Here is a 16677-nt window from a genome sequence, read left to right as displayed (position 1 = left end):
CTGGAAGCTCTTAAAGGTAAATTACTCACACGAAATAGTCTTTAAAATCAACAGCCTAGAAGAATCACATTCTTGTTGATAATCTTTTGAGAGACCCTCTAGACTGTTGATTTATAAGGGAAAACTGCTTCCCCTCACTCCCACTCGATGGTCGCAGGCGGCTTGCTCGACACGTCGTAAACAACGCGATTAATGCCACGCACCTCATTGATGATCCGCGACGACACCCGCGCCAGCAGCGGATGCGGCAGCGGCGCCCAATCAGCAGTCATGAAGTCGAAGGTCTGCACCGCGCGCAGCGCCACCACGTATTCGTAGGTACGCCCATCACCCATCACCCCCACCGACTTCACCGGCAGGAACACGGCAAACGCTTGTGAGGTCAGCTCGTACCAGGTCAGGCCGCTGGCCTCGTCCTTGGTGTTGCGCAGCTCTTCGATGAAGATCGCGTCGGCGCGGCGCAGCAGTTCGGCGTATTCATGCTTCACTTCGCCCAGGATGCGCACGCCCAGGCCGGGGCCGGGGAACGGGTGGCGGTAGACCATCTGCGGCGGCAGGCCCAGGGCTACGCCGAGTTCGCGGACTTCGTCCTTGAACAGTTCGCGCAGCGGCTCCAGCAGTTGCAGGTTCAGCGTGTCCGGCAGGCCGCCCACGTTGTGGTGCGACTTGATGGAGGTGGCCTTGCCCGTCTTGGCGCCAGCGGATTCGATGACGTCGGGGTAGATCGTGCCCTGGGCCAGCCACTTGGCGCTCTTCTGCTTGCCCGCCTGTTCCTGGAACACTTCGACGAATTCGCGGCCGATGATCTTGCGCTTGGCTTCGGGATCCGCCACGCCGGCCAGCTTGCCCATGAATTGGGCAGTGGCGTCGACGTGGATGATCTTCACGCCCATATTTTCAGCGAAGGTCTGCATGACCTGCTTGCCTTCGTCCAGGCGCAAGAGGCCGTGGTCGACGAACACGCAAGTGAGCTGGTCGCCGATGGCCTTGTGGATCAGCGCCGCGGCGACCGAGGAGTCCACGCCGCCGGACAGGCCCAGGATGACTTCGTCCGTGCCGACCTGCTCGCGGATGCGGGCGACGGCTTCGGCCACGTAGTCGGGCATGTTCCAGTCGCCTTCGCAGCCGCAGATCTCGTTGACGAAGCGGGCCAGCATGGCCTTGCCCTGGACGGTGTGCGTGACTTCGGGGTGGAACTGGACGGCGTAGAACTTGCGGTCTTCGTCGGCCATGCCGGCGATGGGGCAGGACGGCGTGGAAGCCATCAGCTTGAAGCCCGGGGGCAGCTCGGTGACCTTGTCGCCGTGGCTCATCCAGACCTTGAGCATGCCGTGGCCTTCGGCCGTGGAAAAGTCTTCCAGGCCTTCCAGCAGCTTGGTGTGGCCGTGGGCGCGGACTTCGGCGTAGCCGAATTCGCGGTGGTCGGAATAGCTGACCACGCCGCCCAACTGCTGCGCCATGGACTGCATGCCGTAGCAGATGCCGAGCACGGGCACGCCCAGTTCGAACACCGCATGCGGCACGCGCATGGAGCCTTCTTCGTAGGCGGAAGCGTGGCTGCCGGACAGGATGATGCCCTTCAGGCCTTGCGCCATCTGGTCGCGCACGAAGGCGTCGTCGACGTCGCCGGGGTGCACTTCGGAGTAGACGCCGGCTTCGCGGACGCGGCGGGCGATCAGCTGGGTGACTTGCGAACCGTAGTCGAGAATGAGGATGCGCTGGTGCATGGAGACTCTACCGGTAAAGAATAAAACCGCAGTAAATAAAACCGCACCGGCAGAACCGCTGATTCAGGTTGCGGTTCTGCCGGTGCGCGATGCATGACATTGTAGTTGACTGTACGGATCAGTCGGCGCGGTAGTTGGGCGCTTCCTTGGTGATCTGTACGTCGTGCACGTGGGACTCGCGCACGCCCGCGGAGGTGATCTCCACGAATTCGGTCTTGGTGCGCATGTCGTCGATGGTGGCGCAGCCGCAGTAGCCCATCGAGGCGCGGATGCCGCCGACCAGTTGGTAAATGATGGCCAGCACGCTGCCCTTGTAGGGGACGCGGCCTTCGATGCCTTCGGGAACCAGCTTGTCGGCGTTGTTGGACGGATCCTGGAAGTAACGGTCGGCGGAGCCGTCCGTCATGGCGCCCAGGCTGCCCATGCCGCGGTAGGACTTGTACGAACGGCCCTGGAACAGCACGACTTCGCCAGGAGCTTCTTCGGTGCCGGCGAACATGCCGCCCATCATGCAGGCGAAGGCGCCGGCCGCCAGGGCCTTCGCAACGTCGCCCGAGTAACGGATGCCGCCGTCGGCGATCAGGGGCACGCCCGTGCCTTCCAGCGCCTTGGCGACTTCGGAGATGGCATGGATTTGCGGCACGCCGACGCCAGCCACGATGCGGGTGGTGCAGATGGAGCCCGGGCCGATACCGACCTTGACGCCGTCGGCACCGTACTCGACCAGCGCGCGCGCGGCGGCGGCGGTGGCGATGTTGCCGCCGATGACTTCAACCTTGGGGTAGTTCTGCTTGACCCAGCGCACGCCTTCCAGCACGCCCTTGGAATGGCCGTGGGCGGTGTCGACGATCAGGACGTCGACGCCAGCCGCAACCAGCTTTTCCACGCGTTCTTCGGTGCCGGCGCCCACGCCCACAGCCGCGCCCACGCGCAGCTGGCCCTGGGCGTCCTTGCTGGCCATCGGGTGTTCGGTGTTCTTGACGATGTCCTTGACGGTGGCCAGGCCACGCAGTTCAAAGCCGTCGTTGACGATCAGCACGCGCTCCAGGCGGTGCTTGTGCATCAGGGACTGCGCCTCTTCCAGCGTGGCGCCTTCCTTCATGGTGACCAGGCGTTCCTGCGGCGTCATGATGTTGCGCAGGGGCTGGTCCAGGTTTTCTTCGAAGCGCAGGTCGCGGTTGGTGACGATGCCGACCAGCTTGCGTCCTTCGACCACCGGCAGGCCCGAGATGCCATGCTGGCGCTGCAACGCGATGGCGTCGCGCACCTTCATTTGCGGGGTGACCGTGACCGGATCGATCACGATGCCGAATTCATGGCGCTTGACGCGGGCGACCTCGCGGGCCTGGGCTTCAGCCGACAGATTCTTGTGGATGATCCCGATGCCGCCCTCTTGCGCCATGGCGATGGCCAGGCGCGATTCGGTCACGGTGTCCATGGCGGCGGACACGAGCGGGATGTTCAGGGTGATGTTGCGAGTGAGGCGCGTAGCCAGGGAAGTGTCGCGAGGCAGGACTTCGGAATACGCAGGCACCAGCAACACATCGTCGAAGGTGAGCGCTTTTTGTACGAGACGCATGGGTAACTCCGGGCGCAAAGCAAGATTATACGCCGCTTGCGTGTTTTGCCTAGGTGTTGACCCTAGGATTTTTTTGTAGCTCTATACATATCAATGACTTACAGGCGGAGCCCATTGCCCATCCCCCGCCGATATGTAACAAATTGGCCACAAGCCACGTCAACGCTACGGCAGACCTGACAGGCAATCTCCATGACGAGTTGCTGGAATCGCGGCACAAGTGCGCAAGAACACTCCGTCACAGGGTCGGGTCGTGTTTGGGGGACGGATTTCCGAGCCCGAGGCCATGCGCTGCCCGACGGTATACTCCGCACACTCATTAGCCCGAATGCTGGTGATTGGCCCTTTGGCGCCCTCTTCTCGTCTTACAAAAAAATCATGGAATCGACGAAGCAGTATCCAAAAATTCTTAGCTTGGAAGGTCTGCGCGGGGTCGCCGCGTTGGCCGTCGTACTTTCTCATCTGGCACTCCAGTTCTTCCCCCACGCTGCGGTAGGAGGAAACCATCCGATCCATTCCAGCATCGACTCCTGGCTCTACAACAGCCCACTCCGGGTCTTGTACGCTGGATTCTTCGCGGTCTGTATTTTCTTCGTGATGAGCGGTTATGTGCTCTCCAGAAAGTTCCTGAGGACGCACGACAACAGGATCCTCATAGACGCGACTGCAAAGCGCTACTTCCGTCTCGCAATTCCGGTCCTCACATCATGCATCTTCATGGTAGTCACGGCCTCGCTTGTCCAATCCATGGAAGGGTTGGGTTCAAGGTTGTGGGGCGCTAGTGGAGAAGCCTTGTATGGCGCGTTCTTCTTTGGCAGCAACAGCTACAACGCCGTCATCTGGACGATGCAGGTCGAATTCTTGGGATCGATGATCCTGTTTGCCTTTTTGTTCGTGTTCGGACGCTTCGGTTATGCACCATTGGCTGCGGTGGTCTTATGTTCGGGAATGATGTACCTGAATCAACTGACAGGCTACTTCTTTGCCATGTTCATTATTGGCATCTACGTCGATAAGCTCACGTTCCTGATTCGCCATTGGACATTGAGCGTCCCCGTCTTCTTGTTTGGCCTATATTTGGGCGCTTACGATGGTCCGTCGAACGCCTATCGCCAAGTTGCCATTTTCGCGAATATCCTGCAATTTGATCACGGCATAAAGCTCAATTGGCCTGTTCTGTTCCCCGGTCTGGGAGCAATTTTGGTAGTTGCCGCAACGCTCGCAGCCGGCCCGGTGAACTCATTCTTTTCATCCCGCGTACCGGTTTGGCTTGGAAAGGTGTCCTTCTCGCTGTATCTGACCCACACCGTCGTGCTGCTGGTGCTTGCCGCACCTGTCGCAAAGCTGCTGGCCAGCCTGGGCAGCGTACAGGCAGCGCTCATTGCCTGTGCGGTAAGCGTCGTTGCCTCTCTTGGTGTATCAGTCCTTTTTTATCGAGCGGTCGACAAACCTTCGGTCACTTTCGCCAATTGGTTCGGACGGTTTGTAGTTTCGAGATTTGGCGAACGGGTTCAGTCTCCCTCCTTGATTGGGAAGGCGCCACTTTAGAACTCGGACGAGGCGCCGATCACCACCCGCACAAGACGGCAGGGCAGGTGTACCGGAAGCAAGCCAACAGCCTAGGGGCGCAGCACGATTTCGTGGGCGTCCCTGTCGATGATCAGAGGATCCCTGCAGCGGCGAACAGAGTGATGCAGTACCGCCCGATGGTTCCGTAACGGGCACCTGCCGGCGCATTCACCCCCTGCCCCACGTAGGGGCTGCTCCCGCCGGTACCGCCCTGTTTTTCAGGCGCGCCCCAAAGCAAACGGCGCTCGTTCCATATACAACCTATCGATTATCGGATCGCCACTCGTCCACGAGGGCCCCGCGCCCCGGTAGCTCGGACCTCGCATCCCCTTTTACTTCTACAATCGACCGCTTTCTTCAATTTGGGTCAGTCGAGGGACTGTTGCTCATGTCCCCACCACATCCGGAAATAGGAATTTCGCTTAGAGCGAACCGACAAACATGTCATTACCTCAGCACCAAGCAGGATACCGCCCCGACATCGACGGTCTGCGCGCGATCGCGGTACTTGCCGTTGTCGTTTTTCATCTGAACAAAAGCTGGCTTCCTGGCGGTTTTGTCGGTGTTGACGTCTTCTTTGTTATCTCCGGATTTCTGATCACTGGCATCCTCACCCGAAACATCACGGGTGGCACGTTCTCCTTTTCCGGCTTCTACCTGGCTCGTGCCCGCCGGATACTACCTGCATCGTTCTTCTGTATCTTTGTCACACTCACCATCGGCGCCATCTTCATGCTGCCCAAGGACGTCAAAGATCTGGGAGCCTCGGCTGCCGCCAGCGTGATATCCGCAGGGAACATCTACTTCTGGAAGTTCCTGGACACCAGTTATTTCGCCGCATCGTCGGAAACCGTTCCGCTGTTGCACCTGTGGTCGCTCGCCGTTGAAGAGCAGTTTTATCTGTTCTGGCCATTAATTCTGCTCGTAGCCTTCAAGTCGTCCCCCCCTTTCATTCGGCTTCTATCAGCGCTCATCGTAGGTGCGGCCAGCTTCTATATTGGTCAGAGGTACCTAGCTTCAGATCCATCGTTCTCCTATTACATGCTGCCAGCACGCGCGGGGGAACTGATGATGGGAGCCGCGGCATATTGGCTGGCTACTCGAACAACAAAACTCCATCCGGCAAATGCCGAGTTGCTCGCCCTGACCGGTTTCGCACTCATCGTCTGGTCAGTAGTAAGCCTGAGTGAAGCGGCAGGATTTCCCGGCTATGCAGCGATCCCGCCCACCTTCGGCGCCGCGATGCTTATCCTTGCTGGCTCCACGCGCAAGAGCATGGTAGGACGATTGCTATCCATGGCGCCTATGGTCGCCATCGGACGGGTTTCCTTCTCGTTGTATCTTTGGCACTGGCCGATCATGGCCTTCTATCGATATGCCTATGGAGAACCGACAACGGCAGGCTATCTCGCCTGCGCAACCGCCATGGCAATCATGACGCTGATTTCGTACTTCGGCGTTGAAAAACCTTTTCGGATCGCCAGCCCCAAGCCTAATGTCCAATCTGCACTGAAGTTCGCTACGGTGAGTGCCACGCTGGCAGGTATTGCTATGGCTACCGCCTTCACCAGCGGGCTGCCCTTCTTCAAACCAACTGGCTACGGCGCAGAATTGGCCAAATTGGACGGCACCACCAAACCGGCAAGTGAGTATCCATTCAATTGCCAGATGGGCGGTTTCGACGAACGGATGTTGACCGACGCCCGGTGCATCATAGGAGCCAAGAATGCGGCAGCGAAAACTCTGCTCTGGGGCGACTCCCATGCCGCACATTACGTTGGCTTTTTCAAAACGATTGGCGAGCATACAGGAGTCGCGCTCAGAAATATCTCCCTCTCAGGCTGCATGCCACTCTTCGGCACATCCTCGCAGTATGCGCCGGTCACCATCCGTGAAACTTGCGCCAAGTTCAACGAAGCAATGGAAACCGAGGTGACTAAGTACGACACCGTGATTGTGGGAAGCGCCTGGGCTGGCTTCGATCGGGACAATTCTCGGAGAGACATCGCCAACACAATCGAGGAATTGAGCAAGAAGGTTCCGCGCGTCGTGATCGCACTATCGGCACCGCTGTTTCTCCAGTACGACCGCCAGTGCGACAGGAAGGCGCTGATGATCCCCGGGATGCACTGCGAGGAAAAACGCTCGCAGCGCGACGGCCCGGAACGGAACATCAATGCATACTTGGTGGAATTGGCCTCGAAGTTCCCAAATGTCGAAACCTTCGATATTCACAATCTTCTATGCGATGGCGCCATGTGCAGGGCCGAAGTCAAGGGCCAGCCGGCCTACTTCGATGCCGGGCATATAAGCATGACAGGCTCCGAGAGTTTGGCGGAAGAGGCCATCGCGCAGAACCATACGCCGACATTCATGTTGCCGGCCAGCGGATCTGCCCTGCGGCCCTGATCTACAAATTGACAAGAGCCGCTTGAACAACCGCAGCGAGTGGCGCCCCGCCACACGGTCACGTGTTGGCCATTCCCCCTGGAGCCCCATCCTTGTATGGTGTAGGTGCCACTTCCACGGTTGGGAACGGTCGGTCCAGCATCGTCGGTTGGCTCAGGCGGCTGCTCGCTGGTTGCGTGATCGCAATGGAAGCCCGGTGGCTATCAAGAGCTTTTAAGCCGGGCTGGCCCATGAACGTGGGTTTACGGTTTATGTTTTAAACCCTACGCGCGTCCATCACTATGCGATCTCGCTGGGCAATCGAGGCAAGACCGACCGCCTGGATGCCGAGGTGACCGCCCAATACGTCGCGCAGCGTCATACGACCTTGCATCGCTATGAGCCGATCTCGGCAGAGCTACAACAGGTTCGAGCGCCTCAAGCGCTTAGATCGACGGTGGTACGCGTAGGGACTTCGCTAAGGTTGTCGGCGCAGCGACATGGTTGCGTAAGCTGTCATCAGAAGACGGCCTTGGCCAGTCTGAGTTCGTGGGCGCAACAGCTAGAACGGGAGCTGATCGCCAAGGTCAAGGTCCAGAGCGAGTGGACCAAGACATACGGTCTACTAACCGGAATCTGCGACATTGGGCCGATCAATGACGCTGCCCTGACAACCTTGTTCAACCGCGTTCACTTCACGAGCAGTGACGCTGCGGTGGCCTTCTGTGGGCTGGTTCCCAGGCCAAACGAGTCTGGCAGAAAGGTCGGTAGGCAACGCCTGAGCAAACAGGGTGACAAGGCCGCCAGGACCTTGCTGCACAACGCGGCCAGTTCGGCGGCTCGCACGGTTTACTTCAAGGATTACTACGCCATGCTCAGAACTCGAGGACTAGCCTCGAGGGCAGCCTTGGTGGTGATCGCACGCAAATTGTTGCGCATCGCCTACGGAGTCTGGCGCACTGGCCAAGCCTTCGATCCTGGAAGGTCGAGCCTCAGAAAAGCTTGACCCGCACCATAGAATCTCGTTTATTGACATTTAATTTTATCCGGATAATAATTGGTTTTAAATTTTACCCGGATAAAATTAACATGTTCCTCCACGCCTCCGCCAACACTTACACCGTCTTCGACAATTCGCGCATTCTCACATCAGGCGCACTCGGCTCCGTGGCCCTGACCGTCAAACGGATAACGGCTGTGCGCGCCGATGCCACAGTCCTCGTCTTTGACGACCGGTCGGGCAAACAGGTAGATCTCGATCTGCGAGGTAGTGACGCTGACATCATCGAGCGCCATCAACCGACTCCCAAGATCCCAATTACACGAGCCGTAGCGGAAATGGAAGCCGGCGACACCCAATCGCGCGGCCGAGGCCGGCCCAAGCTGGGTGTGGTAGCGCGCGAAGTGACTCTGTTGCCGCGCCACTGGGACTGGCTGGGCGCGCAGCCCGGCGGCGCCTCGGTGGCCTTGCGCAAGCTGGTGGAACAGGCGCGGCGCGACAACGAGGCGCGGGACCGCCGCCGCGAGCGCCAGGAGGCCGCCTACCAGTTCATGTCCAGCATGGGCGGCAACCTGCCCGGCTTCGAGGAAGCGACGCGGGCGCTGTATGCCGACGACCGCGAGCGCTTTGAGCGACAGATCGCTGCGTGGCCTGAGGATGTGCGCGGCTACGCCACGCAATTGGCGTGGGACACCTCCGGCGAAGCCACGGCGGAGTAGTCCAGACCGGGGGCCCAGGAAGTGGTCCGCGCGCCTGGCCGGCCCGTTCGCCCTGGACTCCTTGCTCGAAAACGCGCTGACGCGGCACGCCGAACGAACGAGTCCGGCTGCCGCGGCTCGTCACCGCAGCATCGGCCACAATGTCAGCGCCAGCAGCGTTCCCATGCCGATGTTGAACCACTTCAGCCTTCCAGGCTGCGCCAGGAATCCGCGCAGCGCCACGCCGAAGCCCGCCCACAGCGAAACGCTGGGCACGTTCACCACCGCGAACACCAGGCACATCCACGCCAGCGACGCCCAGGGCGCCGCGGCATCCACATAGACCGCAACCGCGGCCAGCGCCACGATCCAGGCCTTGGGATTGATCCATTGGAACAAGGCCGACTCAATGAACGTGAGCGGCCTGGCGGACGCCTGTCCCGCACCGATGGAACGCGATAGGGCTATGCGCCATGCCAGGTACAGCAGATAGGCCGCGCCCCCAACCTTCAGTCCCGCCGACAGGGCCGGCCAGGCGTGGAACAGCGCACCGAGGCCCAGGCCTACCCCAAGCAGCAGCGAAGTGAAGCCGGCGGTGATGCCCAGCACTTGGGGCAGCGTCCGGCCGAAGCCGAAGTTCGCGCCAGAGGTCATCAGCATGACGTTGCTAGGCCCTGGCGATACCGAGGTCACGAAGGCGAATACCGTCAGGGCAAGCAGATTTTCAAAAGACAAGACAAGGCTCCGGCAAGACGCGGCGCACGCTTGCGCCAGCGGTCAGACAGCGCCATTGTGAGTCCGGGCGGGCCTTATTAATATTGGCGGTTTTGACATCTTTGATAGCGTTCTTGCCATGAAGATCCAGATCCTGGCCCTGGAGGGCGTGTTCGATACCGGCCTGTCGGCCATCCTGGACGTGTTCACCACGGCCAACGAGCTGGCGCCGCTGCTGCCCGAACCGGTCCGGCCGTTCGACGCGCGGATCGTCGGCATGCGCCGCAAGGTGCGTACCGCACAGGGATTCGGCGTGCCCGTCTCGGGCAGCCCGGACCCGTCGGACCCGGACTGGCTCGTGATCCCCGCCATTGCCTGCAAGATGCCCGAAACCCTGCTGCCCGCGCTGGACCGCGCCGACGTGCGCGACGCCGGCCGCATGCTGCGGCAGCGCGCGCCCGGCGCGAACACCGCCGCAGCCTGCATCGGCACCTTTGTGCTGGCGGAATCCGGCCTGCTGGACGGCCACAAGGCCACCACCACCTGGTGGCTGGCCCCGCTGTTCAGGCAGCGCTATCCGGCGGTGGACCTGGAGGACGAACGCATGCTAGTGCGTTCGTCGTCGCTGCTGACCGCGGGCGCGGCGCTCAGCCACATGGACATGGCGCTGTGGCTGGTGCGCCAGGCCAGTCCGGAGCTGGCCGCGCTGGTGGCGCGCTATCTGATCGTGGACCAGCGGCCCTCGCAGTCGGCCTATGTCATTACCGATCACCTGACGCATGCCGAGCCGCTGGTACAGGCCTTCGAGCGCTGGGCCCGCGCGCATCTTGCGCAGGGGTTCTCGCTGGACGCCGCGGCGCAGGCGCTGGGCGCCAGCAAGCGCACGCTGGCGCGCCGCATGCAGGAGGTCTTGGGCAAGAGCCCGCTGTCGTTCTTCCAGGACCTGCGCGTGGAGCGCGCGGCCCATTTGCTGAAGACCAGCAACCAATCGCTGGAGCAGATCGCGGCGCAAGTCGGCTATGCCGACGGCGTCACGCTGCGCAACCTGCTGCGCCGGCGCCTGGGCCACGGCGTGCGCCAGATGCGCTGAAACCCGCGCCGCGATGCGGGCGGTGGGCGCTTGCCGCGATATGCGTTTTAATCGGATGTAAGAGGCAGGCGCGCCTTTCGCGCCCGCGCATTTCCACACGGTGCATCATGGCCATCGCAAAGAACTTCCTGCTCTACGACGGAGACTGCCCTTTCTGCTCGAACTACGTGCGGATGCTGCAACTGCAGAAGGCCGTCGGCCCCATCGACCTGCTGAACATGCGCGACCACCCAGACCTGGCGGTGGCCTACAAGGCGCAAGGCTACGACCTGAACCAGGGCATGCTGCTGCACCTGGACGGGCAGGACTACTGGGGCGCGGACTGCATCAACCGCCTGGCGCTGATCAGTACCGGCAACGACCTGTTCAACAGCGTCAACGCGGCCGTGTTCCGCAACCCCTGCCTGTCGACGGCGCTCTACCCCTTCATGCGCACCGGCCGCAGCCTGGCGCTGACGCTATTGGGCAAGAAGAAGATGCAGATGTAGCCGCGCCAGCCGCTGAGCCAACGCAGGAACGGTGTCTGATTAAATACGGCGCGCCACGCTACGCGGCGCCGACGGCTCTCGCCAAAGGCGCTTCGGCCGTTTCCGTGTGCACGCCCGCATCGGAGCGGCGCCACCCCGAAGCCGGGTCGCGCTTGTCGTAGAGATAATCCCAATCCGTGCCGCACACCGCACATGTGTACGCCTCGTGCTGCACGCCGCGTTGCTGCTGCCCCGTCGATCGCACCACGCCCAGGCTGATCAGGCTGTCATGACCAGGCGCGTCGCGCCGGTCCCTGACGATAGCCTCGCATTTTTCGCACGCCCCCATGCCTCTTCCCCTTTCAATATCCTTTCATCGGATATTACGAAGGGAAAAACGATTAAAGCTCAGCAATTCTCACCAGTTCGAGGCCGGCCGGCGCTGGAATTCAGCCGACCCCGGCGCTGGCGTCAGACCAACGTCACCTTGCCCGTTGCCAGGCTGTACACGCCGCCCACCACTCCCAACTTTTTCTGCTGCACCATCTCTTGCAACAGCGGCTGCGCAGTCTTCAGGCGTTCAACCGCAAGGCGCACATTGGCCTGCACGGCAGCCGACATCAGATCCCTTGCGCCCGACTTGCTCGCGATCTCGACAGCGGGCTTGATCGCGTTCACCAGCGCGGGCAGATGGCCAGGAAATTCCGTCTTGTCCTGCCACGCCTTCACCGTCGCATCGACCGCGCCGCAGTTGTCATGGCCCAGTACCACGATGAGCGGCGCCCGCAGAACCAGCGTGCCGTACTCCAGGCTGGCCAGACCGTCTTCGTTCACGAAGTTGCCGGCCACGCGCACAATGAAGAGGTCGCCCGGCCCTTGGTCGAAAGCCAGTTCCGGCGCCACCCGCGAGTCCGAACAGCCCAGGATGGCGGCGATAGGCTTTTGCTTCACGGCGCGAGCGGCGCGTCCCGCGGAATAGTCCCGCATGTTCGGCTTGTTGGCGGCGTAGCGGGCATTGCCGGCCATCAGGCGTTTCAGGGCCTCGTCGGGGCCGATATCGTTTGTCGGCACGGCGGCTTGGGCATCGCCCAGCCAGCCTGAAGCGCCGGCCGCGGCGATCGCTGCGGCGCCGAACAGCAGGCGGCGGCGGTTGAATTGCGGGGAATGGGCGAAAGAGGAACAGTCGCACATGAGGCTCTCCTGAAAGAAGAACATCTGGGAAACCAGCGCAGGACCATTGTGCTGCCGCGGCCACTACAAATGCTCAAACATTGCGCTGCCACAATCAAAAAATGCGCCGTAGCCGCAGCTTGAGAAACACGGATGAGGGGCGTAATGTGGAAAAGCGGCATATGCCGCGTCACCTGCTTGATAGGTACGCACCATGACGCCCAACACTCCCCACCCCAATCCCTCCCACACCGCGCCAGACACGCATGCCGACAAGGAACGCGCCCGCGCGGATCAACAGCATGAGGAAGCCCGGCGCAAGGCCCTGGTCGGCTCGCAGCACAAGGAAAACGTCCGCAGCGTCGCCGCACCGCGCTACCACGGGCACCGCGGCGGATGAGGCTTGTGCCGGCTAGATTCCGTAACGTCTTGGAAAAACATCAAACTGAAATAAGCGCCTGAAAGTTGGACCATCTTGCGTTGGACTTTGGACGGGACCAAAAGGATGAGTCTTGGTCCGGATGCCCTGCCCTGAATGGTTTTCAACGACAAAGGATGCTTATCGTGATTCCGATCAGAAAGACAGCCGCCGCCTGTGCCCTGGGTTTGGGCATGATGGTGGCGGCAGCCGGCCAGACCGCCATGGCGCAAGGCCAGGCCGACGCTCCCGCGCCCCTGGCCACCGGCCTGACCGATTCCGGCAGCGCGGAAGGCCAGGTCATCGAAGCGGTGCGCAGCGGTGACATCCTGTCCATCAAGATCCGGTTCAAGCCCATCGTCGACGGCAAGACGGAAATGATCTACTCGCAGATCAGCAAGGACGACTACGCCAACAGCTTCTACGTCATCGCCGGCAACAAGAAGCACCTGCTGCTGAAAGACAGCAGCGACAAGCCGCTGACCAATCCCAAGCTGCTCATCCGCACGTCCAAGGACACCCCCATGGCCGGTTCCTGGCAGGGCAAGTTCCCTGCCCCGCCCAAGGAAATCAAGGAGGTTTCGCTGACCATCCCGGGCGTGGAGACCTTCGACGCCATCAAGATCACCGACCGCTGACCATGGCCGCCGCCACGCGCGCGCCGACTCTCCTGGCCGCGGCGCTGCTCGCCGCCGCCAGCGGCTCCTGGGCGCAGGAGCCTCCCTATAAGGCCGAGATCCTGGATCTGCAGGCCACCATCCTGGACCTGAAGGGATTGCCTGCCGATGCCAGCGGCGGCATATCGGACCTGAACGCGCAGATAGACGGACTGGCCGCGCGCCACGACGGCCTGTCGGTGCGGCAAGACAAGAACGCCGTGACCGTCGCCATGCTGGGCGATGTGCTATTCGATTTCGACAAGACCGCCATACGCCCCGCCGCCGAACCTACGCTGCGTGACATCGCCAGCCTGATCAAATCCAGTTCGGCCGGCACCGTCGGCATCGAAGGCCACACCGACTCCAAGGGATCGGCCTCCTACAACAAGGATCTGTCGCTACGCCGCGCGCAGGCGGTGGCGCAATGGTTGGCAAGCCATGGCGTGGACAAGTCGCGGCTGACGGTCAAAGGACTGGGCGATACCCAGCCGATCCAGTCGAACCGGCTGGCCAACGGTTCGGACAATCCGCAAGGACGGGCGCAGAACCGGCGGGTGGAGTTCGTGCTGCCCAAGCGCTAAGCAAGCCCTGCGCGGGGCCGGCAGCGGCCTCAGCCGGCCGGCATTCGCGAGGAGTCCGCAGCCCTCAGTGCCACGTCCATGCTGACCAGCACCGGCGCATTGCGCGGCAGCTCGCGCACGCCAATGACCGAGCGCGGATGCTCGCCCTGGCGGCCGAAGATCGCGACCAGCAGTTCCGATCCGGTATCGGCAATGGCGGATAGCCGCGTGCTGGAGCGCTCGCCCACCTGGAAGAAGTAGTTGACGCGCAATACCTGTTCCACCGCATCCAGGCTGCCCTGCGCGTGGTGGGCCACCCACGACAGCGCATGCAGCACGCACAGGCGCACGGCCTCGCACGCCTGTGCTTCGCCGACCTGCTCACCCACCGCGCCTTGAACCAGCAACTGGTCCGCGCTGAGCTTCGGAATCTGCCCTGCGACGTACACCGCGCTGCCGTGCCGCAGCGCCGGCAGATAGGCATAGTGCGTCGGCGTAGGCTGGGGCAAGGCCAGGCCCAGGGCCTGCAAGCGCGCATCGGCTCCGGTCAGGATGCTCATCACAAACTGCCGGGCAGGAAGTTGACTTGTTTGGCCAGCGTCGCCCAGCGCTTGTTTTCGGCCGCGACGAAATCGGCGAAGGCCTGGGCCGAGCCGCCCTTGGTGCTTACCCCTTGCTCCTTCAGGCGCGAGGCCACTTCGGGCGACTGCAAGGCCCGGTTGAAGTCCTCGTTGAGTTTCTTGACGACTGCCTCGGGTGTACCAGCCGGAGCGACGATGCCCTGCCACGAAGTGATGTCCATATCCACCAGGCCGACTTCCTTGTAGCTGGGAATGTCCGGCGCCGTATCTATCCGTTCAGACGAAGTGACCGCCAGGGCCCGCAGCTTGCCGGCCTGGACGTGCGGCAGCAAGGTGATCACCGGATCCAGGATCAGACTGATGTGTCCGCCAAGCAGATCGTTGATGGCGGGTGCGCTGCCCTTGTAGGGGATGTGCGCCATGCGGATGCCCGCCCGCTGCTTGAACAGTTCGCCGGCCAGAAAGGTCGAGCTGGACGCGGAACCGAAAGTCAGCGTGTCCGGCTTGTCCTTGGCATAGGCGATGAACTCCTTCATCGTCTTGGCGGGCACGGCGTTGCCGGTGGCGATGATGTAGGGTTGATCGGCCAACAGGATCACGGGCGCGAAGTCCCGCGTGGCGGAGTACGGCAGGCTGCTGTACTGCAGTTCATTGATCGACATGATCGGCAGGTTGGCCAACAGCAGCGTATAGCCGTCCGCCGGTGCGCGGGCCACGAACTCGGCCCCGATGATGCCGCTGGCGCCGGGCTTGTTCACCACCAGCACGGGCTGCTTGACGTCCTGGCCCAGCTTTTGCGCGACAGTGCGCACGACCAGATCGGCCACGCCGCCCGGCGGGAACGGCACGACGATCTGTATGCTTTTGTTGGGAAAGTCCTGCGCGCTGGCGTTGCAGACGGCGCCCAGCGCCAGCGTGGCGCACGCAAGGATGCGAATGGCGTTCTTCATGTAAGTGCTCCGAGGTTGCGACCGTTCAGGGCTTGCGGGTAGTAGTGGCTTGCGGGCCGAAGCTTGCATCGAAAAAGCGCATCCAGTTGCCGCCCATCAATAGCGCCACCTCGTCCGCTGAAAACCCCGTGGCGCGCAAGCCCTGTTCGATGTTCTTGAAATCCCGGCTGTCCTGGAACCAGCCGGGCTGCGGCGGAAACCCCGGCTGCGCGGCCGAGCCTTCGCCGTAGTCGATGTTCTTGGTATAGCGGCCCGTGCGCATCCACTGGACCACCGAGTCCGGCTGGTCCTGGCACAGGTCCGAACCCAGGCCCAGGTGCTCCACCCCCACCAGATCCGCGGTGCGCGCCACCATGGCGCAGAAGTCGTCCAAGGTACAGGCCGATTTGTTCTTGAGGTGATGCGGATACAGCGAAAAGCCGAACATGCCGCCCGCGCCAGCCAGCGCCTTGAGCACCGTGTCCGACTTGTTGCGCAGCGCCTGCGCCCATGAATGCGGATTGGCGTGACTGATGGTGATGGGCCGCTCGGACAGTTCTATCGCTTCCAGCGTGGAACGTTCGCCCGAATGGCTCATGTCGATGACCAGCCCGACCCGGTTCATTTCCTTGATCACTTCGCGCCCCATGCGGGTGACGCCGCTGTCGACCGCTTCATAGCAGCCCGCAGCCAGCAAGGACTGGTTGTTATAGGTCAGCTGCATGAAGCGCACGCCCAGCGTGTGCACCACCTCGACCAGGCCGATGTCGTCTTCGATGGGTGACGGGTTCTGCAGCCCGAAAATGATCGCGGTGCGGTCGGCCTCGCGGGCGCGCCTGACGTCGTCGCCACTGCGCGCCTGCACGATCAGGTCGGGATAGCGCTCGAACCACCGGTTCCAGCGTTCGATGTTGTGGATCATCTCCCGCAGGTTCTCGTGATACGCAATGGTGACGTGGACCGCGTCCACGCCGCCTTCGCGCAGTTGGCGGAATATCTTTTCGGACCAGTTGCTGTACTGCAGTCCGTCGACGCGTAAGGCGCTTGCGCTCATTGCTTGCTTCCTTGAATGGCAGTGAGCGGTACTGTAGATTTCCGGCAAGAATTCAGTCAAACTAAAATAACTTC

General features: G+C 61.9%; 17 protein-coding genes and 1 pseudogene. 10 read left to right on the top strand and 8 right to left on the bottom strand.

Annotation, left to right across the window (positions count from 1 at the left end):
- Nucleotides 1-134: 134 nt before the first annotated feature.
- The gene (gene guaA / locus IB258_RS08010; RefSeq protein ID WP_119451346.1) at nt 135-1727 is read right to left on the bottom strand and encodes a glutamine-hydrolyzing GMP synthase; all 1593 of its coding nucleotides are present in this window, start codon (nt 1725-1727) and stop codon (nt 135-137) included.
- A 118-nt stretch (nt 1728-1845) separates the two neighbouring features.
- On the bottom strand, nt 1846-3306 hold the full coding sequence (gene guaB, locus IB258_RS08005; RefSeq protein ID WP_054456333.1) for an IMP dehydrogenase: 1461 nt from the start codon (nt 3304-3306) through the stop codon (nt 1846-1848).
- A gap of 378 nt (nt 3307-3684) precedes the next feature.
- Between guaB and IB258_RS08000 the strand changes: the two genes are divergently transcribed.
- The 5 genes and pseudogenes from IB258_RS08000 to IB258_RS07985 all read left to right on the top strand — a co-directional run bounded on the left by IB258_RS08000 (nt 3685) and on the right by IB258_RS07985 (nt 8982).
- The gene (locus IB258_RS08000; protein WP_054456332.1) at nt 3685-4854 is read left to right on the top strand and encodes an acyltransferase; all 1170 of its coding nucleotides are present in this window, start codon (nt 3685-3687) and stop codon (nt 4852-4854) included.
- Nucleotides 4855-5316: 462 nt separating this feature from the next.
- Nucleotides 5317-7284 (top strand): acyltransferase family protein, encoded by a 1968-nt coding sequence (locus tag IB258_RS07995; RefSeq protein WP_054456331.1) that lies wholly within the window; start codon nt 5317-5319, stop codon nt 7282-7284.
- Between the two features lie 223 nt (nt 7285-7507).
- A pseudogene (locus IB258_RS30335) lies at nt 7508-7672 on the top strand (transposase); the annotation flags it as partial.
- Nucleotides 7673-7795: 123 nt separating this feature from the next.
- On the top strand, nt 7796-8269 hold the full coding sequence (locus IB258_RS30330) for a transposase (protein ID WP_225590318.1): 474 nt from the start codon (nt 7796-7798) through the stop codon (nt 8267-8269).
- 83 nt (nt 8270-8352) lie between these two features.
- Nucleotides 8353-8982 (top strand): DUF2239 family protein, encoded by a 630-nt coding sequence (locus IB258_RS07985; protein WP_054456330.1) that lies wholly within the window; start codon nt 8353-8355, stop codon nt 8980-8982.
- Nucleotides 8983-9102: 120 nt separating this feature from the next.
- Here the strand turns inward: IB258_RS07985 and IB258_RS07980 are convergent, their stop codons facing one another.
- The gene (locus IB258_RS07980) at nt 9103-9696 is read right to left on the bottom strand and encodes a LysE family translocator (RefSeq protein WP_175181328.1); all 594 of its coding nucleotides are present in this window, start codon (nt 9694-9696) and stop codon (nt 9103-9105) included.
- A 118-nt stretch (nt 9697-9814) separates the two neighbouring features.
- Between IB258_RS07980 and IB258_RS07975 the strand changes: the two genes are divergently transcribed.
- Nucleotides 9815-10765, top strand: a complete 951-nt coding sequence (locus tag IB258_RS07975; protein WP_192352395.1) for a GlxA family transcriptional regulator — start codon at nt 9815-9817, stop codon at nt 10763-10765.
- Between the two features lie 107 nt (nt 10766-10872).
- Complete coding sequence (locus IB258_RS07970; protein WP_013394373.1) at nt 10873-11253, top strand: DCC1-like thiol-disulfide oxidoreductase family protein; 381 nt, start codon at nt 10873-10875, stop codon at nt 11251-11253.
- 58 nt (nt 11254-11311) lie between these two features.
- On the opposite strand, the gene IB258_RS07965 is transcribed toward IB258_RS07970, so the two are convergent.
- Entirely contained in the window at nt 11312-11581 is a 270-nt protein-coding gene (locus IB258_RS07965) for a hypothetical protein (protein ID WP_054456327.1), read from the bottom strand.
- A gap of 122 nt (nt 11582-11703) precedes the next feature.
- A complete protein-coding gene (locus tag IB258_RS07960; RefSeq protein WP_175161491.1) occupies nt 11704-12423 on the bottom strand; it encodes a carbonic anhydrase in 720 nt (239 codons plus the stop codon).
- A gap of 193 nt (nt 12424-12616) precedes the next feature.
- Between IB258_RS07960 and IB258_RS07955 the strand changes: the two genes are divergently transcribed.
- The 3 genes from IB258_RS07955 (at nt 12617) to IB258_RS07945 (ending at nt 14060) form a co-directional block, all read left to right on the top strand.
- Nucleotides 12617-12802, top strand: a complete 186-nt coding sequence (locus IB258_RS07955) for a hypothetical protein (RefSeq protein WP_054456325.1) — start codon at nt 12617-12619, stop codon at nt 12800-12802.
- Between the two features lie 164 nt (nt 12803-12966).
- Entirely contained in the window at nt 12967-13458 is a 492-nt protein-coding gene (locus IB258_RS07950) for a hypothetical protein (protein ID WP_233564603.1), read from the top strand.
- 2 nt (nt 13459-13460) lie between these two features.
- A complete protein-coding gene (locus IB258_RS07945) occupies nt 13461-14060 on the top strand; it encodes an OmpA family protein (RefSeq protein ID WP_119451338.1) in 600 nt (199 codons plus the stop codon).
- Between the two features lie 29 nt (nt 14061-14089).
- Here IB258_RS07945 and IB258_RS07940 read toward each other — a convergent pair whose 3' ends face one another.
- Genes IB258_RS07940 through IB258_RS07930 form a run of 3 tightly spaced genes read right to left on the bottom strand, consistent with a single transcriptional unit; the run spans nt 14090 to nt 16603 of the window.
- Complete coding sequence (locus IB258_RS07940; protein WP_192352394.1) at nt 14090-14599, bottom strand: RidA family protein; 510 nt, start codon at nt 14597-14599, stop codon at nt 14090-14092.
- Nucleotides 14599-15570, bottom strand: coding sequence for a tripartite tricarboxylate transporter substrate binding protein (locus IB258_RS07935; RefSeq protein ID WP_192352393.1), 972 nt, complete (start codon nt 15568-15570; stop codon nt 14599-14601). The genes IB258_RS07940 and IB258_RS07935 overlap by 1 nt, the downstream gene beginning before the upstream one ends.
- A 25-nt stretch (nt 15571-15595) precedes the next feature.
- Nucleotides 15596-16603 carry a membrane dipeptidase gene (locus tag IB258_RS07930; RefSeq protein WP_088141054.1) on the bottom strand — a complete coding sequence of 336 codons (1008 nt, stop codon included), beginning with the start codon at nt 16601-16603 and terminating at the stop codon, nt 15596-15598.
- Nucleotides 16604-16677 lie beyond the last annotated feature (74 nt).

The organism is Achromobacter sp. ACM02 (assembly GCF_014851605.1).
In the GTDB taxonomy this organism is placed as follows: Bacteria; Pseudomonadota; Gammaproteobacteria; order Burkholderiales; family Burkholderiaceae_B; genus Achromobacter; species Achromobacter aegrifaciens.
The sequence above is the reverse complement of the archived record's forward strand: the minus strand, read 5'-3'. Positions and strand labels throughout refer to the sequence as shown.